Source organism: Neobacillus sp. DFD-2R, assembly GCF_057747865.1.
The window spans coordinates 4,125,999-4,150,266 of record NZ_CM173228.1 but is presented as its reverse complement, the minus strand read 5'-3'; the positions used below and the strand labels follow the sequence as shown (position 1 = coordinate 4,150,266).

Genomic DNA, 24,268 nt, shown 5'->3' with positions numbered 1-24,268 from the left:
GAATCAGAATGAATAACAAAAAGGAATTAACAAGAAAAAAGGTCGTCAAAGTTAAAAATTTCACGGTTGTAGTCCGAAGTAACGAACCCAGCGACGAAGCGATTCAAAGGTTTAATACATGGATAAATAAAAAGGCATATGAAAAAGCGTCCGAACCCGTTTCTGCATAGCGGGTGAAGACGCCTTTTTTTATTTATACGATAATTTATATAATGGGATAAGTGCTTCAAATGTACTTCTTACAACGTCCAAGAATTCGCTCCCGTCGGTTAAAATCGGGTCATTGGCTGCAATTTGTCGGCCAATAAGGAATTCCGCCTTCTTGACGTCCCTAAAACGTTCTAGTGTAGATTTTAGGTTGATTTCCTTCATTGACATTGCGTCTTTCTTCATATGGTCTTGGGAAACAACAAAGACATTTGGAACGGTCGTTTTGATCGTTTTTAAGTTCTTTAAAAACGCCTTTGCGATTTCCTCTTTATTCGGTAATTCATATATGAACGCCAACCAAATGAAAACATGGTCGTCAAACAATCCAACTTGAAAATGCGGGTGTTGTTTGTATCCACGTTTATTCCCCGCTATTGCCAACCAAGTATCTTTCGGGGCATTTACAGTTCGTCGGGCATGTTTCGCTATATGTAAAAACATTTCTTGTCCAAGACTAACGGAAAGTTCGTCCGTTAATACTTGACCGATTTCACGGAACTTCGGTCGAATCCTATCTTCAATTGCTTCCATTCTTGCGTCCAGACCTTCTATATTAAAGGTGTCGAAATCAGTTTTCGAAAATCCTTGAAATTGCATTTTTTGTACTCCTTCATCAAGTTTAATCGTTTTATTATGGGGGTAAAAGATAGCAACGGCGGGCTTTTAATCAATCATACTTTGCGAACAATCCATGTATCTTTTGGAGGATTAATAGTCCTCCGTGCATGTTTGGCAACATGGACAAACATTTCATCGCCTGTCAATGCTGATAGGGAAGGGGAGAAATATTGTCCAAGAATTTCTAATTTAGGGCGAATTGATTCCTTTAAAGCCTCCATACGAGCGTCAAGGCCATCTATTAAAAAAACATCAAAATCTTCATTCGTAAAGCCAGTAAACTTCATGTATAAACCCCCAGTGAAACATTTGTCAATAATTGTAGCATAACGCCGATGATACAAGAAATTTGTTGCTTATATAGGTTAACGCACATATTTGTTGCAACCGCTCGCGCTTGCTCATATTATACAGTAAAAAAATAATCTGAAAAATTAGTTAATAAAGCGTAGGAAGGGGTGGAGAAACATGAAGCAATTAATGAATACATCACTTAAAAAAGCAGGTGAAAAAGAAAGAACTGCTGTATTGAGACTTGAAATGGATTATGAATTAGCCGTTTTATTTGAAGCCATTGAAGAAAAGAACGATAAAAAGATGAAGGATTGCAAACAAAAATTAGAAAAAATCCGCCAAGAATTGTTGAGATTAAAAGCTCTTTGATTATTAGAGTGTATTTCATCATCAAAGGGGAAACTTTTTGGAATGATACAAAATAGAATGATATTCGTACTTATCTAAAACGAACTCCGGAGAAGGAATAAAGGGAGTTCGTTTATTATTTTTCCAAATCGGAAATCTCAAGTAAAAATTTTCTATGGAAGGGAAGTCTAAAAGTTGATGGGTTAATTCATTTTGATTAAGCTAAAGGTACCACTTTTTTTCATAATTGTTTTTACATAGAACGGTATTTGAGAAGAAATAGAGATATAAGGAGGATTTCTATGAGTTGGGAAAACATTGATGCCCTTGCCAAGCAATGGGTAAAAGAAGCGGGGAACAAAATTAGGTCTTCTTTTGATAAGACGCTAAATATACAGACGAAATCAAATCCTAATGATTTGGTTACGAATATCGATAAAGAGATCGAACAATTTTTTATTAGTAAAATAAGAGAGGTATATCCAAATCATAAAATCATGGGCGAAGAAGGTTTTGGAGATGAATTTACCGGCCTCGAAGGCATTGTTTGGCTAATCGACCCGATTGATGGAACGATGAATTTTATCCACCAACAAAGAAACTTTGCCATCTCACTTGGAGTATATGAGAATGGAGTCGGAAAAATAGGTCTTGTTTACGATGTTGTACATGATGAATTGTATCATGCTATCCGTGGAAAAGGTGCATACATGAACGATATGCCTTTGTCTCCTCTAAATGAAACAAAAGTCAATGAGGCTATTATTGCATTAAATGCCACTTGGGTAATGGAAAATAAGCGTATTGATCACAATCTATTGCTCCCTCTTGCCAGGGATGCTCGTGGAACAAGATCGTACGGAACAGCCGCCCTTGAGATGGTGTTTGTAGCAACCGGTAGAATTGACGCCTATATATCATTGAGACTAGCTCCTTGGGACGTTGGAGGCGGCACTGTGATTGTTGAAGAATTAGGCGGAATTGTGACTAATTTAAGGGGAAATAACCTTGATTATCTTAGGCAAGATTCATTATTAGTTGCCAAGCCCGGGCTCCATCAAACGATATTAAGGGATTATTTAAAGGGAGGAAAGTGGTAAGACAAAGTAAAAGCGCCCTTTATGGGCGCTTTCTTATAATTCACCATTTTCGCGCATTTTTCTTTTTGTTTTAAATCCCATCCCCATAATGAGAATAACCGCTATAATACACCCTAATGCGCCAATAAAACTTTTTTCGGCAATTGCGATGCCAATTCCCATAATGCTGGAGGCGGCAAGAATGGCATAAACAACAAAAATCCATTTTATTTGTTTCATTTTAATACCCCTTTGTGTCCGAGCTAAACTTTTTTGGAAATTTTTTTCTTATGGTAAATATAATGATTTTCCCTACATCCTTCATTCTACATAAAATCCTTTTAGGTTTCTACTCTAAATGTGGTATAATGTTTTAGTTGTATATGGGAAACTATAAATAGCTTTATTTTATGAATAGAGGTAGGAGTGAATTTTTTGAAAATTAGAGAAGATATTCGCAACATCGCGATCATCGCCCACGTTGACCATGGAAAAACGACACTGGTTGATCAGTTGTTAAAACAATCAGGAACCTTCCGTTCTAACGAGCACGTTGAAGAACGTGCGATGGATTCCAATGATCTGGAAAGAGAACGCGGAATTACCATTTTGGCTAAGAACACCGCGATCCAATATAAGGATACAAGAATCAATATTTTGGATACACCGGGGCATGCCGACTTTGGCGGCGAGGTAGAACGAATTATGAAGATGGTTGATGGTGTATTGCTGGTGGTCGATGCATATGAAGGATGTATGCCGCAAACACGTTTTGTTTTGAAAAAAGCCTTAGAGCAAAATCTAACTCCAATTGTAGTTGTGAATAAAATTGACCGTGACTTTGCTCGCCCTGCTGAGGTAATTGATGAAGTAATCGATTTATTCATCGAGCTTGAAGCAACGGAAGATCAGCTTGAGTTCCCGGTCATATATGCATCTGCAATAAACGGAACAGCAAGTACTAATCCTGAAAAACAAGATGAGAACATGCAATCCTTGTATGACTCGATTGTTGAACACATCCCGGCACCTGTTGACAATAGTGATGAACCGCTTCAATTCCAGGTAGCATTACTAGACTATAATGACTATGTCGGAAGAATCGGAATTGGCCGTGTTTTCCGCGGTACAATGAAAGTCGGTCAACAGGTAGCGCTAATGAAATTAGACGGCTCTGTAAAACAATTCCGAGTAACCAAAATTTTTGGCTTTTTTGGTTTAAAACGGGAAGAAATTCAAGAAGCAAAAGCGGGCGATTTGATCGCTGTTTCCGGAATGGAAGATATTAATGTCGGTGAAACAGTTTGTCCAATTGAGCATCAAGATGCCCTGCCGATTTTAAGAATTGACGAACCGACACTTCAAATGACTTTCGTTGTAAATAACAGCCCTTTTGCAGGTAGAGAAGGAAAGTATTTAACATCAAGAAAGATTGAAGAAAGACTTCGTGCGCAACTACAAACGGATGTAAGCTTACGTGTAGATAATACTGATTCACCGGATGCTTGGATTGTTTCCGGCCGCGGAGAGCTTCATTTATCGATTTTAATTGAAAATATGCGTCGTGAAGGCTATGAACTTCAGGTTTCTAAGCCTGAGGTAATCGTAAAAGAAATAGACGGCGTTCGCTGTGAACCGGTTGAGAGGGTCCAAATCGATGTTCCTGAAGAACATACCGGATCTGTAATGGAATCAATTGGTGCTCGTAAAGGTGAAATGATCGACATGATTAACAACGGTACCGGTCAAGTCCGCTTAATCTTTAATGTGCCGGCACGTGGTTTAATTGGTTACACAACTGAGTTTTTAACCATGACACGCGGATATGGAATTATCAATCATACATTTGATAGCTACCAACCGATGCTGCAAGGACAAGTAGGCGGCAGACGTCAGGGTGTATTAGTCTCTATGGAATCAGGAAAAGCTTCTACGTATGGCATAATGCAAGTAGAAGATCGTGGAACAATTTTCGTCGAGCCTGGAACAGAAATCTACGAGGGAATGATCGTGGGAGAGCACACTCGTGAAAATGATATCACTGTTAATATTACAAAAGTAAAACAAGCAACGAATATTCGATCTGCGAATAAAGATCAAACATCTGTCATTAAAAAACCAAGAATCTTGACGCTAGAGGAATCATTAGAATATTTGAACGAGGATGAGTATTGTGAAGTTACACCTGAATCCATTCGTCTTCGTAAAAAAATTCTTGATAAAAATGAACGTGAGAGAATGGCGAAAAAGAAAAAATACGCTGAAATGAGTTGACTTCTTTCTGATTGAGGAGGTTTTGGATGTGAATGTTGCGGAACGTCTTTCATTCTTCGCTGCTCTTTATAAAGTTAGCGAACAGCCAAAAGAAGGTATGTGGCTTCTTTATTTAACTATTGTTGCTCTTTCCGTTGTGGTGTATAAACTTGGATTCGCAAAGAAATTACCGCTTGGAAAATCAATTGTTATTTATCTCTTTTTATGTGTTGGTTGTACACTTCTAACTTTTTTAGGAATCTTTTTACCGGTTGCAGAGGGGCTTGTTGTTGCAGCATTGATTTTAATTATTTATAAAATCCGCTTGCACCAATCGAAAAAACAACAGGCTGAAGCTAAATAACGGGGGTTTTTCTGTAATGAAATCCTTACAGGATGTATTATACAATTGGCTTACCATTAAGGTAGTTTGTGACGCTCGTCCTGATGACACAGCGGCTAAGGATACAATGGACCTCTTTGAAGAGAAATTAACAGGGGAGCATCAACTTTCTAATATAGTGACAACAAAAGATGAAACCATGTACTATGTTTCTTATCTTCAAGAGGGAGAAACTAAGAAAACGCGCTTTCCTCGTGAATTAATTGAGGTCATGCTAAACCAAATTAATCAAGAGCCTGAAAAATATCAAAATTATCCGATTGAAGATTAAAAAAAACCTCAAGTTCTTCCATTTTGGTAAGAACTTGAGGTTTTTTCGCTTTTCTTATTGTCAAGCTTTGGCTCCCGGAAAGTCTTTTCCTGTTACCAATCGTCCTTTTCAGACCTGGCACGATAAAAGCGAAAATTACCTGTATCGATCCGTGCTTTTGTTTTTTCAGAAATTCTTAAGCTGCAGTCATTGCACATATATGTATGGATTGGACGATTCCGGAGGCGTTTGGCTTCCAAAGATTCATCTTCAATTCCTTCAATTTTATCGCAGATTACGCATTTTACTCTCATTAAGCACCTCATAATTATTCTATGAAACCCGATTGTTTATATATAGTATATCATGGCACATGGACAGAAGGTAAATCAATTGTGTTTAAGTTGATGAAAAAAACCGATAGTAGTAATATGAGAATAACTGTTTTTAAAACAGTGAATCAAAATAAAAAGGGGTTGTAAAAATGGTAAATCAGGTTGAACCAAAGCTTATTAAACCGTTATACGATGAACTGCAAAAAGAAAGATTCGTGACTTTAGCAACGGTTGATTACGAAACAGGTGGCCCTAATGTTAGTGCTATTTCTTGGGTGTTGGCAAAAGACGACAGTACTATTTATTTTGCTGTGGATAATCGCTCGAGAATTTTAGAAAATATCAAAAAAAATAACCAAGCAGTTCTTACTATTATTGCCAATGAATCTACATATTCAATACAGGGAAAAGCTTTAATTAAGGAAGAGAGACTTAATGATGTTCCATTAAAGCTTGCCTTAGTTGAAATCACCATCCAGTCAGTTAGGGACGTTATGTTTTATGGCTCTAAAATTGTCTCTGAACCGAAGTATGATAAAACATATGATAAAGATGCAGCCGCAAGGTTAGATAAACAAGTAATGGATGCAATGAAAAAAGCTTAGTTTTCTAACTAAGCTTTTATTTTTGATGATTCGATTGTTCCTCTTGCTGCCGTTTTAAATCTTTTTGTTCGTTAGCCGGGAGTTTATTATTAGGTTTGTCAGTAGCATTTTTAGGATTAGGTGTGATTAAATCACCCGGTATTTCAGGCATTAATCGTCCTGCTACATCTGCTAATTCCTCCATTATTCCTTGAATCGGTCTGCCTTTTTTAATATCTGCTGATATTTCTTTTAACCGCTGTGTTGTATCCACATCAGCGACAACGATTGACTTTGCACCGTAAGGGTCCTTTTTTAAGCTTTCAGCCACAGAGTACTTAATAGAACCAACCTGGGACCGCTCTATCTTTGAATTCACATCAATTCCTACAATTGCATAAGGTCCAAGTACAACCGCTGTTGCATCATGTACATTCGGAATACTGGTCGCAAGCATTACTAAACGTTTAGAGATCTCTTGTCCCGTTTTACGGTCAACATTATCAATATAACTGTTTTTTACATTCACTAACGATTGATTCTTATTGTTTTGTATGTCTTTATTTGTGCTGCATCCGGTTAAAATTAACAGTAACGCGGTTGGAATCAATATTTTCTTCATTCGATGTCCACCTCCAAGTGCTTTTTAAATGGGTACCAAGAAGAGGCATGTGCTTAACTTTATCTCTGATTTGAATGGTTACACTAACATTTATTCTGTGGAACTCCTTCTATCTTTATTCCAATAAACATATATTTTACCAAAGTCCTATCTAGTGCAAGGTTTGTTCCAGTCAGAATAAACAAGCCAAACAACAAGTGAAGCGGAGGCGTCGCTTTGAGTAAAATATACGTGTTAGATACAAACGTCTTGTTACAAGACCCGTATTCCATTTTCTCCTTTGAAGATAATGAAGTAGTCATTCCGGCAGTGGTTCTCGAGGAAGTGGACTCAAAGAAAAGATACATGGATGAAGTTGGGAGAAATGCAAGACATGTATCAAGGTTAATTGATGGTCTAAGGGCCTCGGGAAAGCTTCATGAAAAAATCCCGCTTGAAAATGGGGGCACAATACGGATTGAGTTAAATCATCGAACATTTCATGAACTCCAGGACATTTTTATTGAAAAGACAAACGATAACCGTATCCTTGCTGTTGCTAAAAACTTATTTTTAGAAGAACAAACAAAGGAAAATGGAAAGCCGGTAATCCTGGTTAGCAAAGATGCACTTGTTAGAGTGAAGGCAGATGCAATCGGACTTCATGCTGAGGATTTTTTAAATGATCGGGTTGTAGAAATTGATCATATTTACACAGGCTTTCAAGAGGTGTATTTACCTGTTGAGCTTTTAGGTAGATTTTATGAAAAAGGGGAACTTTTTCTTTCGGAAATTGTCAATCACCCTTTTTATCCAAATCAATTTCTGATAATGAAGGATGCTCTTGGAAGCTCGGCTTCCGCAATTGGTATGGTAGATAAAACAAGCAAGAAGGTAAAAAAACTAATTTTAAATCAGGAGCATGTATGGGGAATTCATCCGCGCAATGTTCAGCAAACCATGGCAATCGAGTTACTGCTCCGTAAGGATATTCCGCTAATAACCTTGATAGGAAAAGCAGGAACAGGAAAAACACTCCTGGCCCTTGCATCCGGATTAATGCAAACGGAAGATTTAAAGGAATATAAAAAGCTCCTGGTGGCAAGACCAATAGTACCGGTTGGGAAAGACCTAGGATATTTACCAGGGGAAAAACAAGAAAAACTTAGACCTTGGATGCAGCCTATTTATGATAATCTCGAATATCTTTTTAATACGAAAAAGCCTGGTGAACTCGATGCTATTTTAGCCGGAATGGGCTCTATTGAGGTTGAGGCATTGACTTATATTCGTGGGCGAAGCTTGCCTAAACAGTTTATTATTATTGATGAAGCTCAAAATCTGACCAAACACGAAGTGAAAACAATACTAACACGAGTGGGAGAAGGCAGTAAAATTGTCTTAATGGGTGATCCCGAGCAAATTGATCATCCTTATTTAGATGCATACAACAATGGCTTGACTTATGTTGTCGAAAGGTTTAAAGATCAAGTTATTTCAGGTCATGTAAAACTATTAAAAGGTGAAAGATCAGGATTGGCTAGGTTGGCAGCTGATTTATTATAAAATCGAATATAAAAAAAGCGGGTGTCATTTGGACACCCGTCTTTATTTAAGGCTATTTTCGCATAGATTTTTGTTTTTCGTAAAAGTTTATCAACCCGTATAATTAGAAGCTTCGTGGCATCTTTTCGTCAGAACGTTTGCGAAAATTGCCTAGAAACTTAGTAAATGAACTTTATTAAGCTTCAAAAGCAACAAAGTTTACGAAAAGAGCCTTATTTAACAATAAATTGTTTAATGTTTTTAATCGGCTCTTGTTGATTCGTCCCATCACCAAAATAAATATGCACAGGTCCATCGACAGTAATTGGCTTTCCGTTTTTAGAAAAACCAAGTATTAGGTCATAGGCCTTGTCCATCGGCAATTCTATATCACCATCTGAACATTTAATTACTAAAGATGTTGCATCATGAAATGGCTCTGCATTTTTTAAAAAGGGTTTAAAAGGAATTCCGAATGATCCGGTTAACATCTTCTCCTTTTCAAATTTCTTTTCGGTTTTTAAGGTAGGGGGGTGTATTGCACCCTCGACAATTTCACGGTCCCAATGTTTAGAAACCGCCTTCGTATATTCTTCTAAATCATTTGCATTTTCTTGTTTAGAAGTAAAATAAGTATTTAAATCAATTCGACGGTCATCAAAAATCCAAACACCGGGATCAAGAGTAATCTTATATTTAACACTGCCTGATAGTAAAATAATGTTTTCCATCTTCTATTCCTCCGCTTCTTAACAATATATAAGTATAGCTTGTTTTTGAGAGAAAGTCATTTGAAGGGGATAAAAGAATTTCCTATATTGTCATGGTCTCATTGTTCTTGCAATTTTTAGTTCTTAACGGTAAAATTTATAGATAAGTTGAGTAGTCGCTCTGAAATGGGGGGATCAATGTTGGCGTCTGAAATGATCGTGAATCATCAGGAAAAAGCATATGCCATATTACAGGCTGACGCTGAAAAAATATTAAAGCTTATAAAAGTGCAAATGGACAATCTCACGATGCCTCAATGCCCTCTTTATGAAGAGGTGTTGGATACACAAATGTTTGGATTGTCTAGAGAGATAGATTTTGCGGTTAGACTAAGCTTAATTGATGTTAAGGATGGAAAGGCGATTTTAGATAAATTAGAAAGAGAATTATCTGCGTTGCATGATGCATCCAAAAGAAAATAGGAACATAAAAACTCAAACAATTCCCTTATATTGTTTGAGTTTTTTATTAGTAATAAGAAATTGGTCTTTCGTATTTTAACTATTAAAATCCAAGGAAATGTTGTAACTCAGTTACTTTTCCTCAAGTAATAATATGCATTTTCTATTATAATAGTAGTTATAAATCAATCTTGAAAAGATGGGGAAGAAATAAATGATTAAAAAAATACTTAAGTCATATGATTATTACTTAATCCTTGCGATTGTCCTTTTGTCAGCGTTTGGTTTAGTTATGGTTTATAGTGCAAGCATGGCTTATGCGGTACAAAGATATGACGTTGCAAGTGATTATTTTTATCAAAAACAAAAATTATTTATGTTAGGGTCTGCTGTTGTTTTTATTATTACTGCCGTATTTCCTTATAAGGCTTTAAAAAGCACCAAATTTTTATTGCCAATGGTCATAATTTCGCTTGCCGGACTATTCGGACTATTTGTTTTTGGACATGTTGCCGGGAATGCGCAAAGCTGGTTTAAGATTGGTCCATTAAGCATACAGCCTTCAGAATTTGTAAAGCTTTGTGTAATTATTTATTTAGCTGCAGTTTACGCTAAAAAACAGCAGTATATTAATAAGTTTAATCAGGGAGTACTTCCACCATTGGCTTATCTTATTCTAGCTTGCGGTTTTATTGCCATTCAGCCTGACTTCGGTACTGCTTCTATTATTGCTTTAATTGCTATAACGATTATTTTTTCTTCCGGGATGAGTTTAAAAAATATCATGAAACTAATGATAATGGTTTTGATCCTTATAACTCCTTTTATCCTTGTTCTATGGAACAAAATTTTTTCTGTAAAGCGTTTAGATCGTTTTGCTGTATTAAGTGACCCCTTCGCAACCGCACAAAATGCCGGTTTTCACTTAGCCAATTCTTATATTGCCATCGGCTCCGGAGGAATCAATGGTTTGGGTTTAGGGAGAAGTATTCAGAAGCTTGGCTACCTTCCTGAATCACATACAGATTTCATTATGGCAATTATAGCCGAAGAGCTGGGAATTTGGGGAGTTGGAATTGTCGTCCTTTTGTTAAGTTATATTGTTTTAAGAGGTATTTACATTGCTCTCCAATGTAAGGACCCATTTGGAAGCTTACTTGCTATTGGAATATCAAGTATGATCGGTATTCAGTCATTTATTAATTTGGCAGGTGTTTCAGGTGTTATACCGCTAACGGGGGTTCCGCTTCCATTTGTAAGCTATGGAGGTTCTTCGTTACTACAGTTAGCTCTTGCTACGGGCATTCTTGTGAACATATCAATGTTTGTAAAATACGAAAAGAAATATAAAAATAAGCAGGATCAGGTACCAAATAAGGATCAGCAAAGTGATGGGAAGGTTTTCTATATATAAATAAAAAGTTGCCGATAAAATTCGGCAACTTTTTATTTATTATTTTAAACCATTATTTTTTCTTGACCTTGAATATAAAAGGAGAAAATAGCTTAATACACCAAATAAACAAGTAATAAAGAAGGCGTGTAGTAAGGCGATATACAGATTAAGGCGGCTAAAAATAATTGATGCACCAGCAATTACCTGCAATGTAACGAGACAAAATGAAATGATCCAACCCCAATATAGAACTTTTTGATCTTTATAATAACGAATAGCTAAATACGTTATATAAGCAATCCAAATGAATATAAATCCTGCAGCGGTCCGATGTCCCATTTGAACCCACTCATATATATTATTCGGTAAGGAAGGTGCGTCGTTCAAACATAACGGCCAATCCCGACATACAAGACTGGATTTCGTATGCCGGACCAGTGCACCCGAATAGATTACGATATAGCTGTAAATCGAGACAGCTACAATGTGAAAGCCCATTCTTTTATCGATGTAAAGCTTTTCAGCTTCAAATTTCTTATCAATTTCAAAAATTAACAAGGTAAGTAATAAAACAGCTGAAAAAGAAATAAGTGAAATACCAAAATGAAGTGCAAGAACAAAACCGGATTGTCCCCATTTAACAGCTGCTGCTCCGATTAATCCTTGGAGCAGTAAAAAGAAAAATGAGAGAAAAGAGAGAAACTTTGTTTCCCGAATATGCCCGATAGCCTTCCATGTCCAAACAGATAAAATGAGAACCATAACCCCAACAGCCCCGGATACGAGTCTATGAGCTAGTTCTACAATCAATTGAGAGGTAATATGTGTAGGAAGAAATTGACCATGACATAATGGCCAGGACCTGCCGCATCCCATCCCGGATCCCGTTTTGGTTACTAGTGCTCCCCCTATTAAAACAAATATCATTCCGATTGTAGTTGCGACCGCCAACCACTTTAAAGAACGTCGCAAAAAATTCACCTTCTTAATAATAGTTCAATTATTTGTCAATGGATAATCTTGACATTATAATAGTTGAAAAAGAACTTAAAAAAAAGCTTCTTTTTCGTAGTCTAGCTCAAGAGCCCTGTTAAGGCTTGCTGCTTTACTTATCATAACGAATTACAATGAAAAAAAACAGAATTTCACACATAATCTAGAATAACTTTTAGAAATTCAGTTGTCTACTGAATAATTATTTGTTTCCACTATTATTATAGTAAAAACTATCGGTTCATTGAAAACGCTCTCTTAGAAATAAAATGTGGTCATTATTTTGTAGGATTCTCTTAAGAGAAAAAACAATTGCCCCTTATCATATTGCTTTATACACCATTGTTTTTCGTAGGTTGTAAAATTTTTATTTAGTACATTAAAAAGGAAATAAAGGAAAATGTAAGGTTATACAATAAAATAAAGCTAGCCTCAAATTATTCAAAAATTATTCGAAAAAATTTCACAAAAATGTCCAAAAGTGTGATTTAATATACAGAGAAAGTGTTTTATGAATCACATCTGAATCATATGATTTAAGCTTAGAGGGATGGCGAATGGGAGCTTAAATATTGTAACGCAAGGTGAATTTTTGATTCAATATAGATTGTGGCGTAAATGTATGTAAGTATCAATATGCCTCGAATTGTCTATATTTGTGATAAATATTTAGGAGGAGAATTTATGTCCAATTCAAAGGGCTATGGGGAAGCGGCAATTGAAAGCGACACTTCAGGCCTGCAAACTGATATAGTAAAAAACTCGGTATGGAAAGACTTTACGGCTTTAATCAAAATTGGCATTGTGAATTCTAATCTTATAACAACTTTTACAGGTATATGGCTGGCTCTTCATTTCACTGGTCAGAGCTTTCTAAATAACCTTGATATTGTATTTTTTACAATAGCGGGATCGTCTCTCATAATAGCAGGTTCCTGTGCTATCAATAATTATGTTGATCGTGATATTGACCATTTGATGGAGAGAACAAAGGAAAGACCGACTGTTACGGGGAAAATACTCCCTTCAAAAGTTCTTATATTAGGTATTATCCTAATAGCTCTGGGTACACTGTCTTTATTATTTACTACGTTAACTGCAACAGTAATTGGACTGCTTGGAGTTTTTAGCTATGTTTTCCTCTATACGTTGTGGTCAAAGCGACAATTGGTATCCAATACAGTTATCGGCAGTATTTCAGGGGCCGTGCCTCCACTTATTGGCTGGGCGGCTGTTGATGCAAATCTCGATGTAATGGCATGGTCATTGTTTGTCCTTATGTTTGTTTGGCAGCCACCACACTTTTACGCACTTGCGATGAGAAGGGTAAAAGAATACAAGGCAGCCGGCATACCGATGCTGCCAGTCGTAAAAGGTTTTAAAACAACAAAAAAACATATTGTACTCTGGGTAGCAGCATTACTGCCAATTCCATTTTTTCTTACGAAATTAGGAATCCCATTTCTAATTCTTGCAACCGTATTAAATATCGGTTGGCTGGCATTAGGGATTTATGGATATAAGATCAAAGACGATATAAAGTGGGCAAAATTAATGTTTGTGTACTCATTACAATATTTAACCATTATGTTTGTGGCGATGGTTATTGTAACATTGATTTAGTTTTTGCCTGTTATTCATTCTTGCTTAAAGAGGAAGATAACGCTTTCTTTTTATAGAAACAGGCGGCTGATTTGTAGGCAAAAGCTTTTTAGCCGCCTAATTCTCTTTCCGGTAGGAAAGAATATTTTACATACTTCTTTGGTCAACAGCTTAAAAGAAATAAATAACGAAAGAGGGGTTTGATTAAGCATGAAAAGGCTTGCAAATTGGCGTTTGGTTCCGTTTTTTGCGATCTTAGCGCTTTTTCTCTCCGGGTGTGGTAAACCGTACTTATCTACGTTACAGCCTGCCGGTGAAGTTGCAGACATGCAATATGGTTTAATGAAATTAAGCACTTTGATCATGGTTGGGGTAATTCTCGTTGTAACCATCATCTTTATTTTGGTATTGGTTCGTTTTAGAAGAAAAGACGAAAGCATACCAAAGCAAGTGGAAGGAAGTCACAAATTAGAAATCATTTGGACAGTAATTCCTATTCTTTTATTACTAATTCTTGCAGTTCCGACTGTAGCAGACACTTTTAAACTTGCAGATGTATCTCAGATGGATAGTAAAAATTCAAAAGCGCTTGTTGTAAATGTTCGTGCGCACTTATATTGGTGGGATTTTGAATATCCAAGTAAAGGTATTGTAACAAGTAATGAACTAGTGGTTCCTACGAACCAGAAAGTATACTTTAATTTAAAATCAATGGATGTTAAACATGCATTTTGGATTCCGGCAGTTGGCGGTAAATTGGACGTTGACACAGATAATATAAACAAATTCTGGTTGGAGTTTGATAATACTAAAGCAAATGAAGCAGGAAATCTTTTTTATGGTAAATGTGCTGAGCTTTGCGGGCCATCCCATGCATTAATGGATTTCAAAGTAAAAGCTATTAGCAAAGACAAGTTTGATAGCTGGGTAACAGCGATGAAAAATGTGAAAGCGCCTCAAAAAGCGGATTCGGCCTCAGCTCAACAAGGACAAGAAATCTTTAATAAAAGCTGTATCGGTTGTCATGCTGTAACACCTGCTAATAAAATGCCTGATACGGCAAGAGTTGCTCCGAACTTAACAAATTTTGGAGATCGTTCCCGTGTCGCAGGTATTTTGCCACATACAAAAGAGGAAGTAAAAAATTGGATTCGAAATCCTGAAACCTACAAACCAGGAAATAAAATGGCTGGTAAATATCCACAAATGTCTGAAGATCAGCTTAATGCTTTAGCAGATTATTTAATGGGATTAAAAGTTCAGTAATAATAGGGGATTTGGTTGAAAGGGAGGTAAAATTGTGAGTACCTACGCTCAAAAGAAGGGGTTTGGAGCGACATTATGGGATTTTCTAACAACAGTTGACCATAAAAAAATCGCGATCCTATATCTCATTGCAGGTGGATTTTTCTTCTTAGTTGGCGGATTGGAAGCCATTTTTATCCGTATCCAGCTTGCAGTACCTAATAATGATTTTGTAAGTGCCGGATTATATAATGAAATATTAACGATGCATGGAACAACAATGATTTTCCTTGCTGCAATGCCGCTTATTTTTGCTTTTATGAATGCGGTAATGCCATTACAAATTGGTGCGCGTGATGTTGCATTCCCGTTTGTTAATGCCGTTGGATTTTGGTTATTCTTCTTTGGAGGAATTTTCTTAAATCTTTCATGGTTTTTAGGTGGAGCGCCTGATTCTGGATGGACATCATACGCATCATTAGCGCTTAGTTCAAAAGGACATGGTACAGACTTTTATATTTTAGGGCTACAGATTTCCGGTTTTGGTACACTTATTGGCGGGATTAACTTCCTAGTAACCGTCATTAATATGCGTGCCCCGGGAATGACCTATATGAGAATGCCGTTGTTTACTTGGACAACATTTGTTACCTCAGCACTTATTTTATTTGCTTTCCCACCATTAACAGTAGGTCTTGTGTTAATGATGTTTGACCGCTTGTTTGGCGCTAAATTTTTTGAAGTGTCAATGGGTGGAAATACGATTATTTGGGAGCATTTATTCTGGATATTTGGTCACCCTGAAGTTTACATTTTAATTCTTCCTGCATTTGGGATTTTTTCAGAAATTTTCCCAATGTTCTCTAGAAAACGTTTGTTTGGTTATTCTTCCATGGTATTTGCAACTGTACTAATCGGTTTCTTAGGCTTCATGGTTTGGGCTCACCACATGTTTACGGATGGGTTAGGGCCAGTAGCAAACGCCATTTTTGCGGTTGCAACAATGGCAATTGGAGTACCTACAGGAATTAAAATATTTAACTGGTTATTCACAATGTGGGGAGGCAGTGTTAAATTCACGACTCCTATGCATTATGCAGTAGCTTTTATTCCTTCATTCGTTGCCGGTGGGGTTACAGGGGTCATGCTTGCTTCAGCAGCGGCAGACTATCAATATCATGATACTTATTTCGTAGTAGCCCACTTTCACTACGTTATTGTTGGCGGGGTTGTATTCGGGATACTTGCCGGTACGCATCTTTACTGGCCAAAAATGTTTGGCACAATGTTAAATGAAACTATGGGAAAAATTACCTTTTGGTTATTTTTAATCGGATTCCACTTAACATTCTTTATTCAACATTTCTTAGGTCTTTGGGGAATGCCAAGACGTGTATTCACATATCTTCCAGGCCAAGGGTTTGAAACAGCAAATATGATTAGTTCGGTAGGAGCCTTCTTTATGGCCGTTGCCGTTATCGTTCTTTTGCTTAACATAATTATTACTTCTGTGAAAAATGTTAGAGTTAGTAATGATCCATGGGGAGACGGAAGGACTCTGGAATGGTCAATTCCATCGCCGCCACCTTTTTACAATTTTAAACAGCTTCCGCTCGTTCGTGGCTTAGATGCATATTGGTTAGAAAAAATGGAAGGTAAAAATGGCATGACGCCTGCTGAGCCATTAGGTGATATCCATATGCCAAATTCATCGTTTTTACCGTTTACGATTGCTCTTGGACTATTTATTGCAGCTTTTGGTGCAATGTATCATGTAGATGGTAGAGCCTGGGCATTGCCAGTTTTAATTATTGGCTTATTGGTTACATTAGGGTCTATGTTTATACGTTCCGTTAAAGATGATCATGGATTCCATATTCATAAAGAAGAGTTAATGGAAGATTCTGAAAAGGGGGCTAAGGCATAATGCACGCTGAAGAAAAATTTACTTATGAAACATGGCCTGCTGAGCCTGAAAAATCCACCCTTGAGGCGAAAAATAAATTTTTAGGATTTTGGTTATTCTTAGGGGGAGAGACAGTTCTTTTCGCTTCTCTCTTTGCCACATATTTAGCTTTGAAAGATAAAGTTCCGAATTCAAGCCAGCATTTAGCTAAAGATTTGTTTGAATTACCGCTTACCTTTGTGGCTACAATGCTCCTTTTAACTAGTTCTTTAACGAGCGTTTATGCCATGTATCATATGAAAAATTATTCATTTAAGAAAATGATGCTTTGGTTGGGGATTACTGTGTTATTGGGTGCAGGATTTCTTGGCCTTGAGGTTTATGAGTTTCACAAATATGTTACTGAGTTTCACCACACATTTACAAGTAGTGCTTTTGGATCCGCATTCTATACACTAGTTGGGTTCCATGGAGGTCACGTAGCTTTTGGTCTCTTATGGTGTCTAACATTAATGATTCGCAATTCCAAGAGGGGATTGAACCTGTACAACGCGCCAAAGTTCTATGTATTTAGTTTATATTGGCACTTTATCGATGTTGTTTGGGTTTTCATCTTTACAGTAGTTTATTTAATGGGAATGGTGGGATAAACTGATGGCAAATCAACAATTAAATTCAGGTAACCCAAGAGTTGACATTGAATATCGTCGCAAAAAAAGTGCAGAAGAAATGAGATATCAAATTGTTTCCTTCTCTTTGATGATTTTCTTAACTTTAATTGCTTTTGCAGCAGTCGGAATAAAAGGATTTACTGCTTGGTTTACAGTACCATTCATCATTCTTCTAGCTGTTGTTCAAGTGATTTTTCAGCTTTACTATTTCATGCACATGAGCCATAAAGGTCATGAAGCCCCATCTCTGTTTCTTTACTCAGGTTTATTGGTAGGATTAATTACAATATTGGCATTTTCAACCATCATTTGGTGGTAATCAGGAGAATATTTGCTTGAAATGCTTAATAAAGAAAATCGGCTAAAAGCCGATTTTCTTTTTGTAGGTAAAAACATAGAACATATTGGGATTAAAATAAAGGGAATATTACTTTGGCTTAATAGACTTACTAAGGGTATAATAGTACATGATTCTTTAACTAACATTGAGGTGATTTTTAGTGCTTAGCTTGGATATTTTTGGATTTGAAGCACTTTGGAGCCCATATTTTTTTGCTTTCTTACTTTTATTAATAGCAGCTTATTTTCTAATTACTATTAAATTTAGAACATGGTTTCAAGATAGTGAGCCATTAACGGCTAGTCAAGGTTGGTTATTTACAATTTCAATTGCCCTGTTATATGCAATTAAAGGGTCCCCCCTTGATTTGATGGCACATCTCATGTTTTATGTTCATATGATCCAAATGGCTGTTTTAGTCTTAATTGTTCCCCCTTTATTTATATTAGGAATCCCTGTTTGGTTATGGAGAGGGTTATTTACTATTCGATTTATTGATTCGATGTTCAGGTTTTTTACTAAGCCTTTAATCGCCTTAATTTTATTTAATATGTTCTTTTCCTTTTATCATGTACCAATAGTTTTTGATCACGTGATGCCAAACCTTTGGCTACATGCCGGTTATTCCCTATTATTGTTTACAGTTGCCATCTTTATGTGGTGGCCGTTAATCAATGAGGACCCAAATTATCAGACATTAAACGGGATTAAAAAAGTAGGTTATATTTTTGCAGGTGGGATATTGCTGACACCGGCATGTGCATTAATTATTTTCGTAGATCATCCAATCTATTTGACCTATTCCGATCCTCATGTCTGGGCTCAAGCGATGAGGTTATGTGTTGGTTCTTCAAACTTTTCTAACCTAAATTTAAGTGGACCGCAATTGTTTAGTTCAATGTCCTTAATTCATGACCAACAGCTTGGCGGGGTATTAATGAAGGTGATTCAGGAAATCATTTATGGTGTTATGTTAGGTCGTGTTTTCTTTGATTGGTACCGGAAAGATCAAGCTGATTCTGAAAGGGAAATGAAACAAACGTTAAATCCATCGATTGTTGAATAATCTCCCATAAAATTGGGGGATTTTCTTTTTCATTGAAAAAAATGATTATCTACACTAAAATTGTTGTAGAATAAAGGCAAAGAGAGGGCTTTAGATGAATTCCTTACCAATATTACCGACGATTAGTACTTCTTTTATTGTTTTGAGTGCCATTACAATAGCAATTGGTTGGTGGCAAATTAAGCAAAGGAATATTGAATTACACAAAAAAACGATGCTTGTAGCCGGCATATTTGCATTAATCTTCTTTATTATTTATGTATCAAGAACCATTTTTATTGGGAATACATCCTTTGGAGGCCCAAGCAATATCAAGGTTTACTATACTCTGTTTTTAGTTTTCCATATTATTTTAGCGACATCAGGTGCGGTTTTTGGGTTGACCTCGATTCTAACGGGTTTTAAAAACAAGCTTCGAATTCATCGTAGACTCGGTCCGATCACAAGTATCATTTGGTTCTTTACAGCGATAACAGGTATTGCTGTCTATTTATTGCTTTACGTTTTTTATAAAGGTGGAGAGACCACTTCAATGATAAAAGCAATTCTTGGTTATTAGTCCCATAAAGGTGCCTTGCAAGGGCACTTTTTTTGTTTTTGGTAGGAAATTACCTTGTATAAAGAGAAATTATTTATATAGGGGGGCGTTAATTATGGACATTAAAAGACTTGGAGAAAAAGATTTATTAGAGTCAATGAAGCTTTCTATGTATGCTTTTCAATATAAAATTTCTGAAGCTGATATTCTTTCGAGAAAAGAAATGTTGAGAGATCATAAAATTTTAGGAATTTGGGAAGAAAACAATCTGGCAGCCAAACTTCATATTATTCCATTTTATATTTATATGAACGGTGCAAAATGGAAAATGGGCGGGATTGCCGGCGTTGCGACTTATCCGGAATTTCGGAGAAGTGGATATGTTAAATCGTTAATTATTGAAGCTTTAAAGCAAATGAGGGAAGACCTACAAATAGTTTCACTTTTGCACCCATTTGATATTTCTTTTTATCGGAAATTTGGTTGGGAGATTTTAAGTGAATTTAAAAAGCTTACAATTGAAAAAGCAAACTTTAAATTCCTTGACTCTCAACCTGGAAATATTAAGCGGTTTTCAAAAGAAATTCACAACGCAGAGATAGAAAATGTTTATATTGAATGCTGTAAGGGTTTTAGGGGGATGCTTGTTCGTAATACCGAATGGTGGACAAAATCCGTGTATAATAACGACTCTCAAATTGCTGTCTATTATAACCATCTCAATGATGCGAAAGGTTATATTTTATATAACGTAAAAGAAAGAAAAATGGAGATTAAGGAACTGATAGCTTTAGATCATGAAGCAAGGGTTGGACTTTGGAATTTTATTTGCCAGCATGATTCCATGATTGAAAGTGTAAGCATTAAGCTGCCAATTCATGATCCCTTTCCTTTTTTCTTGCAGCAGCCGAAGGTGAAAATGGAGGTTGAACCTTATTTTATGGCAAGGCTGGTAGATGTTGAGGCTTGTTTAAAGAAATTTCCTTTTATACAAGGAATTGATGAAGCTATATTTCTTCATGTTGAGGATGCCTTTGCTCCTTGGAATAATGGCAGTTATTTAGTTGGAAAGGGAGAAATAAAGGTTTTTAAAGAAAAAGAAGGCAGTCGTTGTGTCCAGCCGCCTAAAAGGGGAATCCAATTAACAGTTAATGCCCTTTCAGCCTTATTATTTGGCTATAAAAGGCCGTTAGAGTTATATGAATTAGGCTATTTAAAAGGCTCGGAGGCGGAGGTCGTTAAATTAGATACAATGATTCCAAATAGTAAGCCGTCTTTTTACGATTTCTTTTAAAAAGTGGAGACACATGATTGAAAATCATGTGTCTCCACTTTTTAATTTATTCAGCAAATTTACTTATTTCAGCTCTTACATCATCAAGGATTTTCTTACATTGATTTACGAGTGAAGAAGGGAACACTTCTCCTTCCCCATACTCTACACCATGTGGATAGTAATGTTTGCCTAAAAGTGGTGTCATTAATTGAATGGTTGCCTTAAAAGTATCAACATCACCTTCAATAGTATAACCTTGAACACGAAGGTAGAAGACGCCTTCTCTCAATTCAAACTTTCGATCGTATGTAACCCTTTCATAGTCCCATTGACCTGCACGAATTAAACCATGGTCATGCATTACTTCATCTAAGCGGTTTAATTCTGCTTTCATTTTTTCAATGCCCGTATTCTCAAACTTCACAAAAAATCCCTCCTAAAAACAATGCGATTACCCCTATGTTTAATTATTGGTATTATAGCAAGTTTAATTCAATTTAATAATAGTTGAAAATGTTTCAACTTGCAACGTATACATAAATAATTCCCTTTTGGACAACCTACAAAAATGTTACGAAACTTTTTCGAACCAATTAGGGGGTATTATTAATGGAAAAAATTCGAGATATTATGACTAAAGACGTAGAAAGCTGTTCATTATTGGATAATGTCTATGAAGTGGCCGTTAAAATGAAAGAATTAAATGTTGGCGCGATTCCAATTGTTGATCAGGATAAGCTTGTGGGGATGATCACTGACCGTGATATTGTTTTAAGATGTGTCGCAGAAAAGCACCCGGCTTCTTCAAAAGTAGAAGAAATAATGAGTAACAATCTGTTTACAATTTCTGCAGATGCAACTAGTAGAGAAGCAGTTAAGATGATGGCAGAGCATCAAATTCGCCGCCTTCCGGTTGTTGAGGGAGATAAATTAATTGGAATTGTTTCACTAGGTGATTTTGCGATACGTGAATTAACGGATGATCAAGCAAAACAGGCTTTAACTGAAATTTCTGAACAAAATTATAATGGAGTACAGCATTAATTATTCACAATTGAAATTCGTAAAATAAGACAGGTGCCGACGGTACCTGTTTTGTTTTACGGAAATAGTTTTTATTTTTCTGTCATTTTTGTTTCAGCCTATGAACTAATAATGAATAGGTGATATAATTAAATTGTCTACACACATATAATGATAGAAAAAGTAATAGAGAGGGTGAAAACCTCTGCGTACATTAATGCGAATCCTTATACTCTCTGCAGTTTTTTTAATCATAGGATTTTATTCCAATTTGAATGATAACAATAATAATGATGTTTTGATTAAGGATCACCAAAAAGCAGAAATAAAACAATCTTTGTCACAAATTCCTAAAAATAAGACTGATAAGCCTTCTACGGAAAACCCAACTGAAGGATTGGGAGTATTAATTGGTCATAACCTAATTGACATAGAAAAAGAATTGGGTAAACCGCAAAGAATAGATGAATCTATGTACGGTTATCAATGGTATATTTATAATCTTGATACGACTCGTTATGTACAGGTTGGTGTTGAAAATAATCGTGTTGTAACGGTTTTTGCGATGGGTGATAATTTGGATATTGCCCCCTTTGAAATCGGACAGCCAGTCGAAGAAATCTTTAATACTCAGTATATTGATGCGAATATTAATATTGATTTGAATGGTAATTCTTATCGTTTTGAACTTAACGATACAGATTTAAATATACGACCAATGGTTCAGTTAGGAAATGTATATGTTCAGCTCTATATAGATAAATTCACCGGAAATCTTTCAAGTGTTCGTTTCATGGATGCTGAAACACTAATTAAACAGCGGCCTTATGAGCTAACTTATCATGGTCAATTAATTGAATCACCAGTATTATCTGAAGCAATGTGGAAAACGGTTGAAGGTGGAACAGAGAAGGAAATTTTCGATATAACAAATGTCTTGAGGTCAAGAAATGATCTACAACCGTTAAAATGGGACGAAACCACAGCTGTGGTAGCATTTGGGCATAGTAAGGATATGGCGGAAAACAATAATTTCTCACATACCTCTAAGAAGTTCGGAAGTCTTTCAGACCGTTTAAAGGCGGCAAAAATAGTGTATCAAACCGCAGGTGAAAACATTGCCGCAAATTATACGGATGGACCGGCAGTTGTTGAAGGATGGTTAAACAGTAAAGGACACCGTGATTCACTATTGAATAACGACTTTTCCCACCTTGGTGTCGGGGTATATCAAAAGTACTATACTCAGGACTTTATTCAAAAATGGGATAAATAATAAAAGCAGCAACGACTCGAAGAACTGGAGAAGCACTAGCTAAAAACACTAAAAGGTGACAGTAGTTACCTTTTAGTGTTTTTAACGGAGCTAACCACCTCAAATTCATGAAAGAAAAATTGATTACCTTCCCAGCTTCCGTAGATTCGAACCGTATCTCCGACCGTAAATGGTTCAATTTTTGCATTATTTGTTACGGGGGTCATCTTTTTTACAATGATTTGTTTTGACACCGTTTGAAGCTTAAGTTCTTGAACATAAATAAAACGGTTGTGGTAAAAGCGTTGTTTTTCCGCTGTAGAGCTTTTAATTTTCCCTGTTATTACAGCCTCTTTTCGTATATTTCCGACTGCAAGCCATTTTTCCTCTTGCACTTTCATCTCTTTTCTCGTAATCCAAAAAAAATAAAGGCATAAAATCGGGATCACAATGGCGGTGACCATTTAATGATCATACTCCTCCGCTTAAAAGATAAGAATGTATAAATTTTGACTTTAAGAATTGTCCAGCTCCAGCGCCCAGCGACTAGTGGACTTCGCTCTTCTCCTTACGATAAGTCAACATCGGATCGCTTCGCTCTCCGTGTTTCCTTTATCTCAGTTGAACGCTCCAGTCCATACGTCGCTAACCGGGCGCTTGCGCTTTTCTTATTTATTTTTGAATGATAAAAAATGTCCCTGTTGCATAGGCTATTTTCTTTCCATCATTACGATAGGCTTCTCCTGAAATGACCATCGTTTTACTTCCTTTATGAACAATTTCTGCTCGGCAGCGAATCTTGTCTCCAGTTCCTGGAGCTATGTAATGAATATTAAGCTGATTGGTCACTGCTCCAAAGCCCTTGGGAAGAAGGTAGTTAGCTAATGTCCCCATTGTTGTATCAAGTACTGTTGCAGTTATTCCGCCATGGAGAATATTTAAGTTATTGTAAAGAATTGGGTTGTTAGGAACTGTGATTTCGCAGGAATTTTCATCCAACTTTCTTTCCATATGAAGTAAACCGTCAATATAGGTTGTGTTTTTTTCTGTGATCTTATTTTGTATTCCTTCTAAAACAAAGGAAAGAGCATTTAGATCCTTTTCAGAACTATTTTCAATACATGATTCTAATAATTTAATTAAGTGATCATTCATATTCTTTACCTCTTTCATTTCTATATCTGTTGTCATCTTACCATTAAAAAGTCGTGTTTTAAAATGTTTTCATTGTGAGAAGAGTATTCACACATTTGATTTGGTTTCAT

General features: G+C 36.3%; 30 protein-coding genes and 1 pseudogene. 21 read left to right on the top strand and 10 right to left on the bottom strand.

Going from position 1 to position 24,268, the window contains the following annotated elements; all coding sequences use genetic code 11:
- The first annotated feature begins 8 nt into the window (after positions 1-8).
- Entirely contained in the window at positions 9-170 is a 162-nt protein-coding gene (locus AC3ANV_RS20705) for a hypothetical protein (RefSeq protein ID WP_488310550.1), read from the top strand.
- A gap of 19 nt (positions 171-189) precedes the next feature.
- Here AC3ANV_RS20705 and AC3ANV_RS20700 read toward each other — a convergent pair whose 3' ends face one another.
- Positions 190-807 carry a YktB family protein gene (locus AC3ANV_RS20700; RefSeq protein WP_488310549.1) on the bottom strand — a complete coding sequence of 206 codons (618 nt, stop codon included), beginning with the start codon at positions 805-807 and terminating at the stop codon, positions 190-192.
- 89 nt (positions 808-896) lie between these two features.
- Positions 897-1,115: pseudogene (locus AC3ANV_RS20695) on the bottom strand (DUF1054 family protein); the annotation flags it as partial.
- A 181-nt stretch (positions 1,116-1,296) separates the two neighbouring features.
- Between AC3ANV_RS20695 and AC3ANV_RS20690 the strand changes: the two are divergent.
- Complete coding sequence (locus AC3ANV_RS20690) at positions 1,297-1,491, top strand: hypothetical protein (RefSeq protein WP_488310548.1); 195 nt, start codon at positions 1,297-1,299, stop codon at positions 1,489-1,491.
- A gap of 281 nt (positions 1,492-1,772) precedes the next feature.
- The gene (locus AC3ANV_RS20685; protein ID WP_488310547.1) at positions 1,773-2,570 is read left to right on the top strand and encodes an inositol monophosphatase family protein; all 798 of its coding nucleotides are present in this window, start codon (positions 1,773-1,775) and stop codon (positions 2,568-2,570) included.
- 33 nt (positions 2,571-2,603) lie between these two features.
- Here the strand turns inward: AC3ANV_RS20685 and AC3ANV_RS20680 are convergent, their stop codons facing one another.
- On the bottom strand, positions 2,604-2,789 hold the full coding sequence (locus AC3ANV_RS20680; RefSeq protein WP_488310546.1) for a YlaF family protein: 186 nt from the start codon (positions 2,787-2,789) through the stop codon (positions 2,604-2,606).
- Between the two features lie 195 nt (positions 2,790-2,984).
- On the opposite strand from AC3ANV_RS20680, the gene typA reads away from it, so the two are divergent.
- Genes typA through AC3ANV_RS20665 form a run of 3 tightly spaced genes read left to right on the top strand, consistent with a single transcriptional unit; the run spans position 2,985 to position 5,476 of the window.
- Positions 2,985-4,823, top strand: a complete 1,839-nt coding sequence (gene typA, locus AC3ANV_RS20675; protein WP_307406208.1) for a translational GTPase TypA — start codon at positions 2,985-2,987, stop codon at positions 4,821-4,823.
- 28 nt (positions 4,824-4,851) lie between these two features.
- Positions 4,852-5,166: a YlaH-like family protein gene (locus AC3ANV_RS20670; RefSeq protein WP_488310545.1), complete on the top strand. Its 315-nt coding sequence runs from the start codon at positions 4,852-4,854 to the stop codon at positions 5,164-5,166.
- 16 nt (positions 5,167-5,182) lie between these two features.
- Complete coding sequence (locus AC3ANV_RS20665) at positions 5,183-5,476, top strand: hypothetical protein (RefSeq protein WP_488310544.1); 294 nt, start codon at positions 5,183-5,185, stop codon at positions 5,474-5,476.
- 92 nt (positions 5,477-5,568) lie between these two features.
- Here the strand turns inward: AC3ANV_RS20665 and AC3ANV_RS20660 are convergent, their stop codons facing one another.
- The gene (locus tag AC3ANV_RS20660) at positions 5,569-5,769 is read right to left on the bottom strand and encodes a YlaI family protein (protein WP_488310543.1); all 201 of its coding nucleotides are present in this window, start codon (positions 5,767-5,769) and stop codon (positions 5,569-5,571) included.
- Between the two features lie 170 nt (positions 5,770-5,939).
- On the opposite strand from AC3ANV_RS20660, the gene AC3ANV_RS20655 reads away from it, so the two are divergent.
- A complete protein-coding gene (locus AC3ANV_RS20655) occupies positions 5,940-6,395 on the top strand; it encodes a pyridoxamine 5'-phosphate oxidase family protein (RefSeq protein WP_488310542.1) in 456 nt (151 codons plus the stop codon).
- Positions 6,396-6,411: 16 nt separating this feature from the next.
- Here AC3ANV_RS20655 and AC3ANV_RS20650 read toward each other — a convergent pair whose 3' ends face one another.
- A complete protein-coding gene (locus tag AC3ANV_RS20650) occupies positions 6,412-6,996 on the bottom strand; it encodes a YhcN/YlaJ family sporulation lipoprotein (protein WP_488310541.1) in 585 nt (194 codons plus the stop codon).
- 216 nt (positions 6,997-7,212) lie between these two features.
- On the opposite strand from AC3ANV_RS20650, the gene AC3ANV_RS20645 reads away from it, so the two are divergent.
- Positions 7,213-8,541: a PhoH family protein gene (locus AC3ANV_RS20645; RefSeq protein ID WP_488310540.1), complete on the top strand. Its 1,329-nt coding sequence runs from the start codon at positions 7,213-7,215 to the stop codon at positions 8,539-8,541.
- 212 nt (positions 8,542-8,753) lie between these two features.
- On the opposite strand, the gene AC3ANV_RS20640 is transcribed toward AC3ANV_RS20645, so the two are convergent.
- Positions 8,754-9,251: a peptidyl-prolyl cis-trans isomerase gene (locus AC3ANV_RS20640; protein WP_488310539.1), complete on the bottom strand. Its 498-nt coding sequence runs from the start codon at positions 9,249-9,251 to the stop codon at positions 8,754-8,756.
- Between the two features lie 177 nt (positions 9,252-9,428).
- Here AC3ANV_RS20640 and AC3ANV_RS20635 point away from each other — a divergent pair, with 177 nt between their 5' ends.
- Together AC3ANV_RS20635 and AC3ANV_RS20630 are read left to right on the top strand one after the other, a co-directional pair.
- Positions 9,429-9,713 (top strand): Fpa/YlaN family protein, encoded by a 285-nt coding sequence (locus tag AC3ANV_RS20635; protein WP_488310538.1) that lies wholly within the window; start codon positions 9,429-9,431, stop codon positions 9,711-9,713.
- Positions 9,714-9,906: 193 nt separating this feature from the next.
- The gene (locus tag AC3ANV_RS20630) at positions 9,907-11,106 is read left to right on the top strand and encodes an FtsW/RodA/SpoVE family cell cycle protein (RefSeq protein WP_488310537.1); all 1,200 of its coding nucleotides are present in this window, start codon (positions 9,907-9,909) and stop codon (positions 11,104-11,106) included.
- Positions 11,107-11,145: 39 nt separating this feature from the next.
- Here AC3ANV_RS20630 and AC3ANV_RS20625 read toward each other — a convergent pair whose 3' ends face one another.
- Positions 11,146-12,060 carry a COX15/CtaA family protein gene (locus AC3ANV_RS20625; RefSeq protein ID WP_488310536.1) on the bottom strand — a complete coding sequence of 305 codons (915 nt, stop codon included), beginning with the start codon at positions 12,058-12,060 and terminating at the stop codon, positions 11,146-11,148.
- A gap of 705 nt (positions 12,061-12,765) precedes the next feature.
- Here AC3ANV_RS20625 and cyoE point away from each other — a divergent pair.
- The 9 genes from cyoE (at position 12,766) to AC3ANV_RS20580 (ending at position 20,743) form a co-directional block, all read left to right on the top strand.
- On the top strand, positions 12,766-13,704 hold the full coding sequence (gene cyoE / locus AC3ANV_RS20620; RefSeq protein WP_488310535.1) for a heme o synthase: 939 nt from the start codon (positions 12,766-12,768) through the stop codon (positions 13,702-13,704).
- Between the two features lie 189 nt (positions 13,705-13,893).
- Complete coding sequence (gene coxB, locus AC3ANV_RS20615; RefSeq protein ID WP_488310534.1) at positions 13,894-14,949, top strand: cytochrome c oxidase subunit II; 1,056 nt, start codon at positions 13,894-13,896, stop codon at positions 14,947-14,949.
- A gap of 34 nt (positions 14,950-14,983) precedes the next feature.
- Positions 14,984-16,855: a cytochrome c oxidase subunit I gene (gene ctaD, locus AC3ANV_RS20610; RefSeq protein WP_488310533.1), complete on the top strand. Its 1,872-nt coding sequence runs from the start codon at positions 14,984-14,986 to the stop codon at positions 16,853-16,855.
- Entirely contained in the window at positions 16,855-17,484 is a 630-nt protein-coding gene (locus AC3ANV_RS20605) for a cytochrome (ubi)quinol oxidase subunit III (protein WP_488310532.1), read from the top strand. Before ctaD ends, AC3ANV_RS20605 begins: the two co-directional genes overlap by 1 nt.
- A gap of 4 nt (positions 17,485-17,488) precedes the next feature.
- Positions 17,489-17,824 (top strand): cytochrome c oxidase subunit IVB, encoded by a 336-nt coding sequence (gene ctaF / locus AC3ANV_RS20600; protein WP_488310531.1) that lies wholly within the window; start codon positions 17,489-17,491, stop codon positions 17,822-17,824.
- Positions 17,825-17,836: 12 nt separating this feature from the next.
- Positions 17,837-18,013, top strand: a complete 177-nt coding sequence (locus AC3ANV_RS20595) for a hypothetical protein (protein ID WP_488310530.1) — start codon at positions 17,837-17,839, stop codon at positions 18,011-18,013.
- Complete coding sequence (ctaG, locus tag AC3ANV_RS20590) at positions 18,006-18,911, top strand: cytochrome c oxidase assembly factor CtaG (RefSeq protein WP_488310529.1); 906 nt, start codon at positions 18,006-18,008, stop codon at positions 18,909-18,911. The genes AC3ANV_RS20595 and ctaG overlap by 8 nt, the downstream gene beginning before the upstream one ends.
- Before the next feature lie 94 nt (positions 18,912-19,005).
- Positions 19,006-19,470, top strand: coding sequence for a DUF420 domain-containing protein (locus tag AC3ANV_RS20585; RefSeq protein WP_488310528.1), 465 nt, complete (start codon positions 19,006-19,008; stop codon positions 19,468-19,470).
- 94 nt (positions 19,471-19,564) lie between these two features.
- Positions 19,565-20,743 carry a GNAT family N-acetyltransferase gene (locus tag AC3ANV_RS20580; protein WP_488310527.1) on the top strand — a complete coding sequence of 393 codons (1,179 nt, stop codon included), beginning with the start codon at positions 19,565-19,567 and terminating at the stop codon, positions 20,741-20,743.
- A 46-nt stretch (positions 20,744-20,789) separates the two neighbouring features.
- Here AC3ANV_RS20580 and AC3ANV_RS20575 read toward each other — a convergent pair whose 3' ends face one another.
- Entirely contained in the window at positions 20,790-21,149 is a 360-nt protein-coding gene (locus tag AC3ANV_RS20575; protein WP_488310526.1) for a YugN family protein, read from the bottom strand.
- A gap of 185 nt (positions 21,150-21,334) precedes the next feature.
- Between AC3ANV_RS20575 and AC3ANV_RS20570 the strand changes: the two genes are divergently transcribed.
- Complete coding sequence (locus tag AC3ANV_RS20570; protein WP_488310525.1) at positions 21,335-21,769, top strand: CBS domain-containing protein; 435 nt, start codon at positions 21,335-21,337, stop codon at positions 21,767-21,769.
- 250 nt (positions 21,770-22,019) lie between these two features.
- Complete coding sequence (locus AC3ANV_RS20565; RefSeq protein ID WP_488310524.1) at positions 22,020-23,024, top strand: CAP domain-containing protein; 1,005 nt, start codon at positions 22,020-22,022, stop codon at positions 23,022-23,024.
- A gap of 65 nt (positions 23,025-23,089) precedes the next feature.
- Here the strand turns inward: AC3ANV_RS20565 and AC3ANV_RS20560 are convergent, their stop codons facing one another.
- Together AC3ANV_RS20560 and AC3ANV_RS20555 are read right to left on the bottom strand one after the other, a co-directional pair.
- Positions 23,090-23,467, bottom strand: a complete 378-nt coding sequence (locus AC3ANV_RS20560) for a hypothetical protein (protein WP_488310523.1) — start codon at positions 23,465-23,467, stop codon at positions 23,090-23,092.
- 208 nt (positions 23,468-23,675) lie between these two features.
- The gene (locus AC3ANV_RS20555; RefSeq protein WP_488310522.1) at positions 23,676-24,158 is read right to left on the bottom strand and encodes a PaaI family thioesterase; all 483 of its coding nucleotides are present in this window, start codon (positions 24,156-24,158) and stop codon (positions 23,676-23,678) included.
- Between the last annotated feature and the right edge of the window lie 110 nt (positions 24,159-24,268).

What these genes read in the sequence shown, in the direction of transcription:
- AC3ANV_RS20580 (WP_488310527.1), top strand. Translation starts at nt 19,565, where the DNA reads ATGGACATTAAAAGACTTGGAGAAAAAGATTTATTAGAGTCAATGAAG.
- AC3ANV_RS20605 (WP_488310532.1), top strand. Translation starts at nt 16,855, where the DNA reads ATGCACGCTGAAGAAAAATTTACTTATGAAACATGGCCTGCTGAGCCT.
- coxB (WP_488310534.1), top strand. Translation starts at nt 13,894, where the DNA reads ATGAAAAGGCTTGCAAATTGGCGTTTGGTTCCGTTTTTTGCGATCTTA.
- AC3ANV_RS20560 (WP_488310523.1), bottom strand. Translation starts at nt 23,467, where the DNA reads ATGGTCACCGCCATTGTGATCCCGATTTTATGCCTTTATTTTTTTTGG.
- AC3ANV_RS20660 (WP_488310543.1), bottom strand. Translation starts at nt 5,769, where the DNA reads ATGAGAGTAAAATGCGTAATCTGCGATAAAATTGAAGGAATTGAAGAT.
- AC3ANV_RS20555 (WP_488310522.1), bottom strand. Translation starts at nt 24,158, where the DNA reads ATGAATGATCACTTAATTAAATTATTAGAATCATGTATTGAAAATAGT.
- AC3ANV_RS20700 (WP_488310549.1), bottom strand. Translation starts at nt 807, where the DNA reads ATGCAATTTCAAGGATTTTCGAAAACTGATTTCGACACCTTTAATATA.
- AC3ANV_RS20690 (WP_488310548.1), top strand. Translation starts at nt 1,297, where the DNA reads ATGAAGCAATTAATGAATACATCACTTAAAAAAGCAGGTGAAAAAGAA.
- AC3ANV_RS20630 (WP_488310537.1), top strand. Translation starts at nt 9,907, where the DNA reads ATGATTAAAAAAATACTTAAGTCATATGATTATTACTTAATCCTTGCG.
- AC3ANV_RS20655 (WP_488310542.1), top strand. Translation starts at nt 5,940, where the DNA reads ATGGTAAATCAGGTTGAACCAAAGCTTATTAAACCGTTATACGATGAA.
- AC3ANV_RS20685 (WP_488310547.1), top strand. Translation starts at nt 1,773, where the DNA reads ATGAGTTGGGAAAACATTGATGCCCTTGCCAAGCAATGGGTAAAAGAA.
- cyoE (WP_488310535.1), top strand. Translation starts at nt 12,766, where the DNA reads ATGTCCAATTCAAAGGGCTATGGGGAAGCGGCAATTGAAAGCGACACT.
- AC3ANV_RS20650 (WP_488310541.1), bottom strand. Translation starts at nt 6,996, where the DNA reads ATGAAGAAAATATTGATTCCAACCGCGTTACTGTTAATTTTAACCGGA.
- AC3ANV_RS20570 (WP_488310525.1), top strand. Translation starts at nt 21,335, where the DNA reads ATGGAAAAAATTCGAGATATTATGACTAAAGACGTAGAAAGCTGTTCA.
- ctaF (WP_488310531.1), top strand. Translation starts at nt 17,489, where the DNA reads ATGGCAAATCAACAATTAAATTCAGGTAACCCAAGAGTTGACATTGAA.
- AC3ANV_RS20665 (WP_488310544.1), top strand. Translation starts at nt 5,183, where the DNA reads ATGAAATCCTTACAGGATGTATTATACAATTGGCTTACCATTAAGGTA.
- AC3ANV_RS20705 (WP_488310550.1), top strand. Translation starts at nt 9, where the DNA reads ATGAATAACAAAAAGGAATTAACAAGAAAAAAGGTCGTCAAAGTTAAA.
- AC3ANV_RS20640 (WP_488310539.1), bottom strand. Translation starts at nt 9,251, where the DNA reads ATGGAAAACATTATTTTACTATCAGGCAGTGTTAAATATAAGATTACT.
- AC3ANV_RS20680 (WP_488310546.1), bottom strand. Translation starts at nt 2,789, where the DNA reads ATGAAACAAATAAAATGGATTTTTGTTGTTTATGCCATTCTTGCCGCC.
- AC3ANV_RS20635 (WP_488310538.1), top strand. Translation starts at nt 9,429, where the DNA reads ATGTTGGCGTCTGAAATGATCGTGAATCATCAGGAAAAAGCATATGCC.
- AC3ANV_RS20585 (WP_488310528.1), top strand. Translation starts at nt 19,006, where the DNA reads ATGAATTCCTTACCAATATTACCGACGATTAGTACTTCTTTTATTGTT.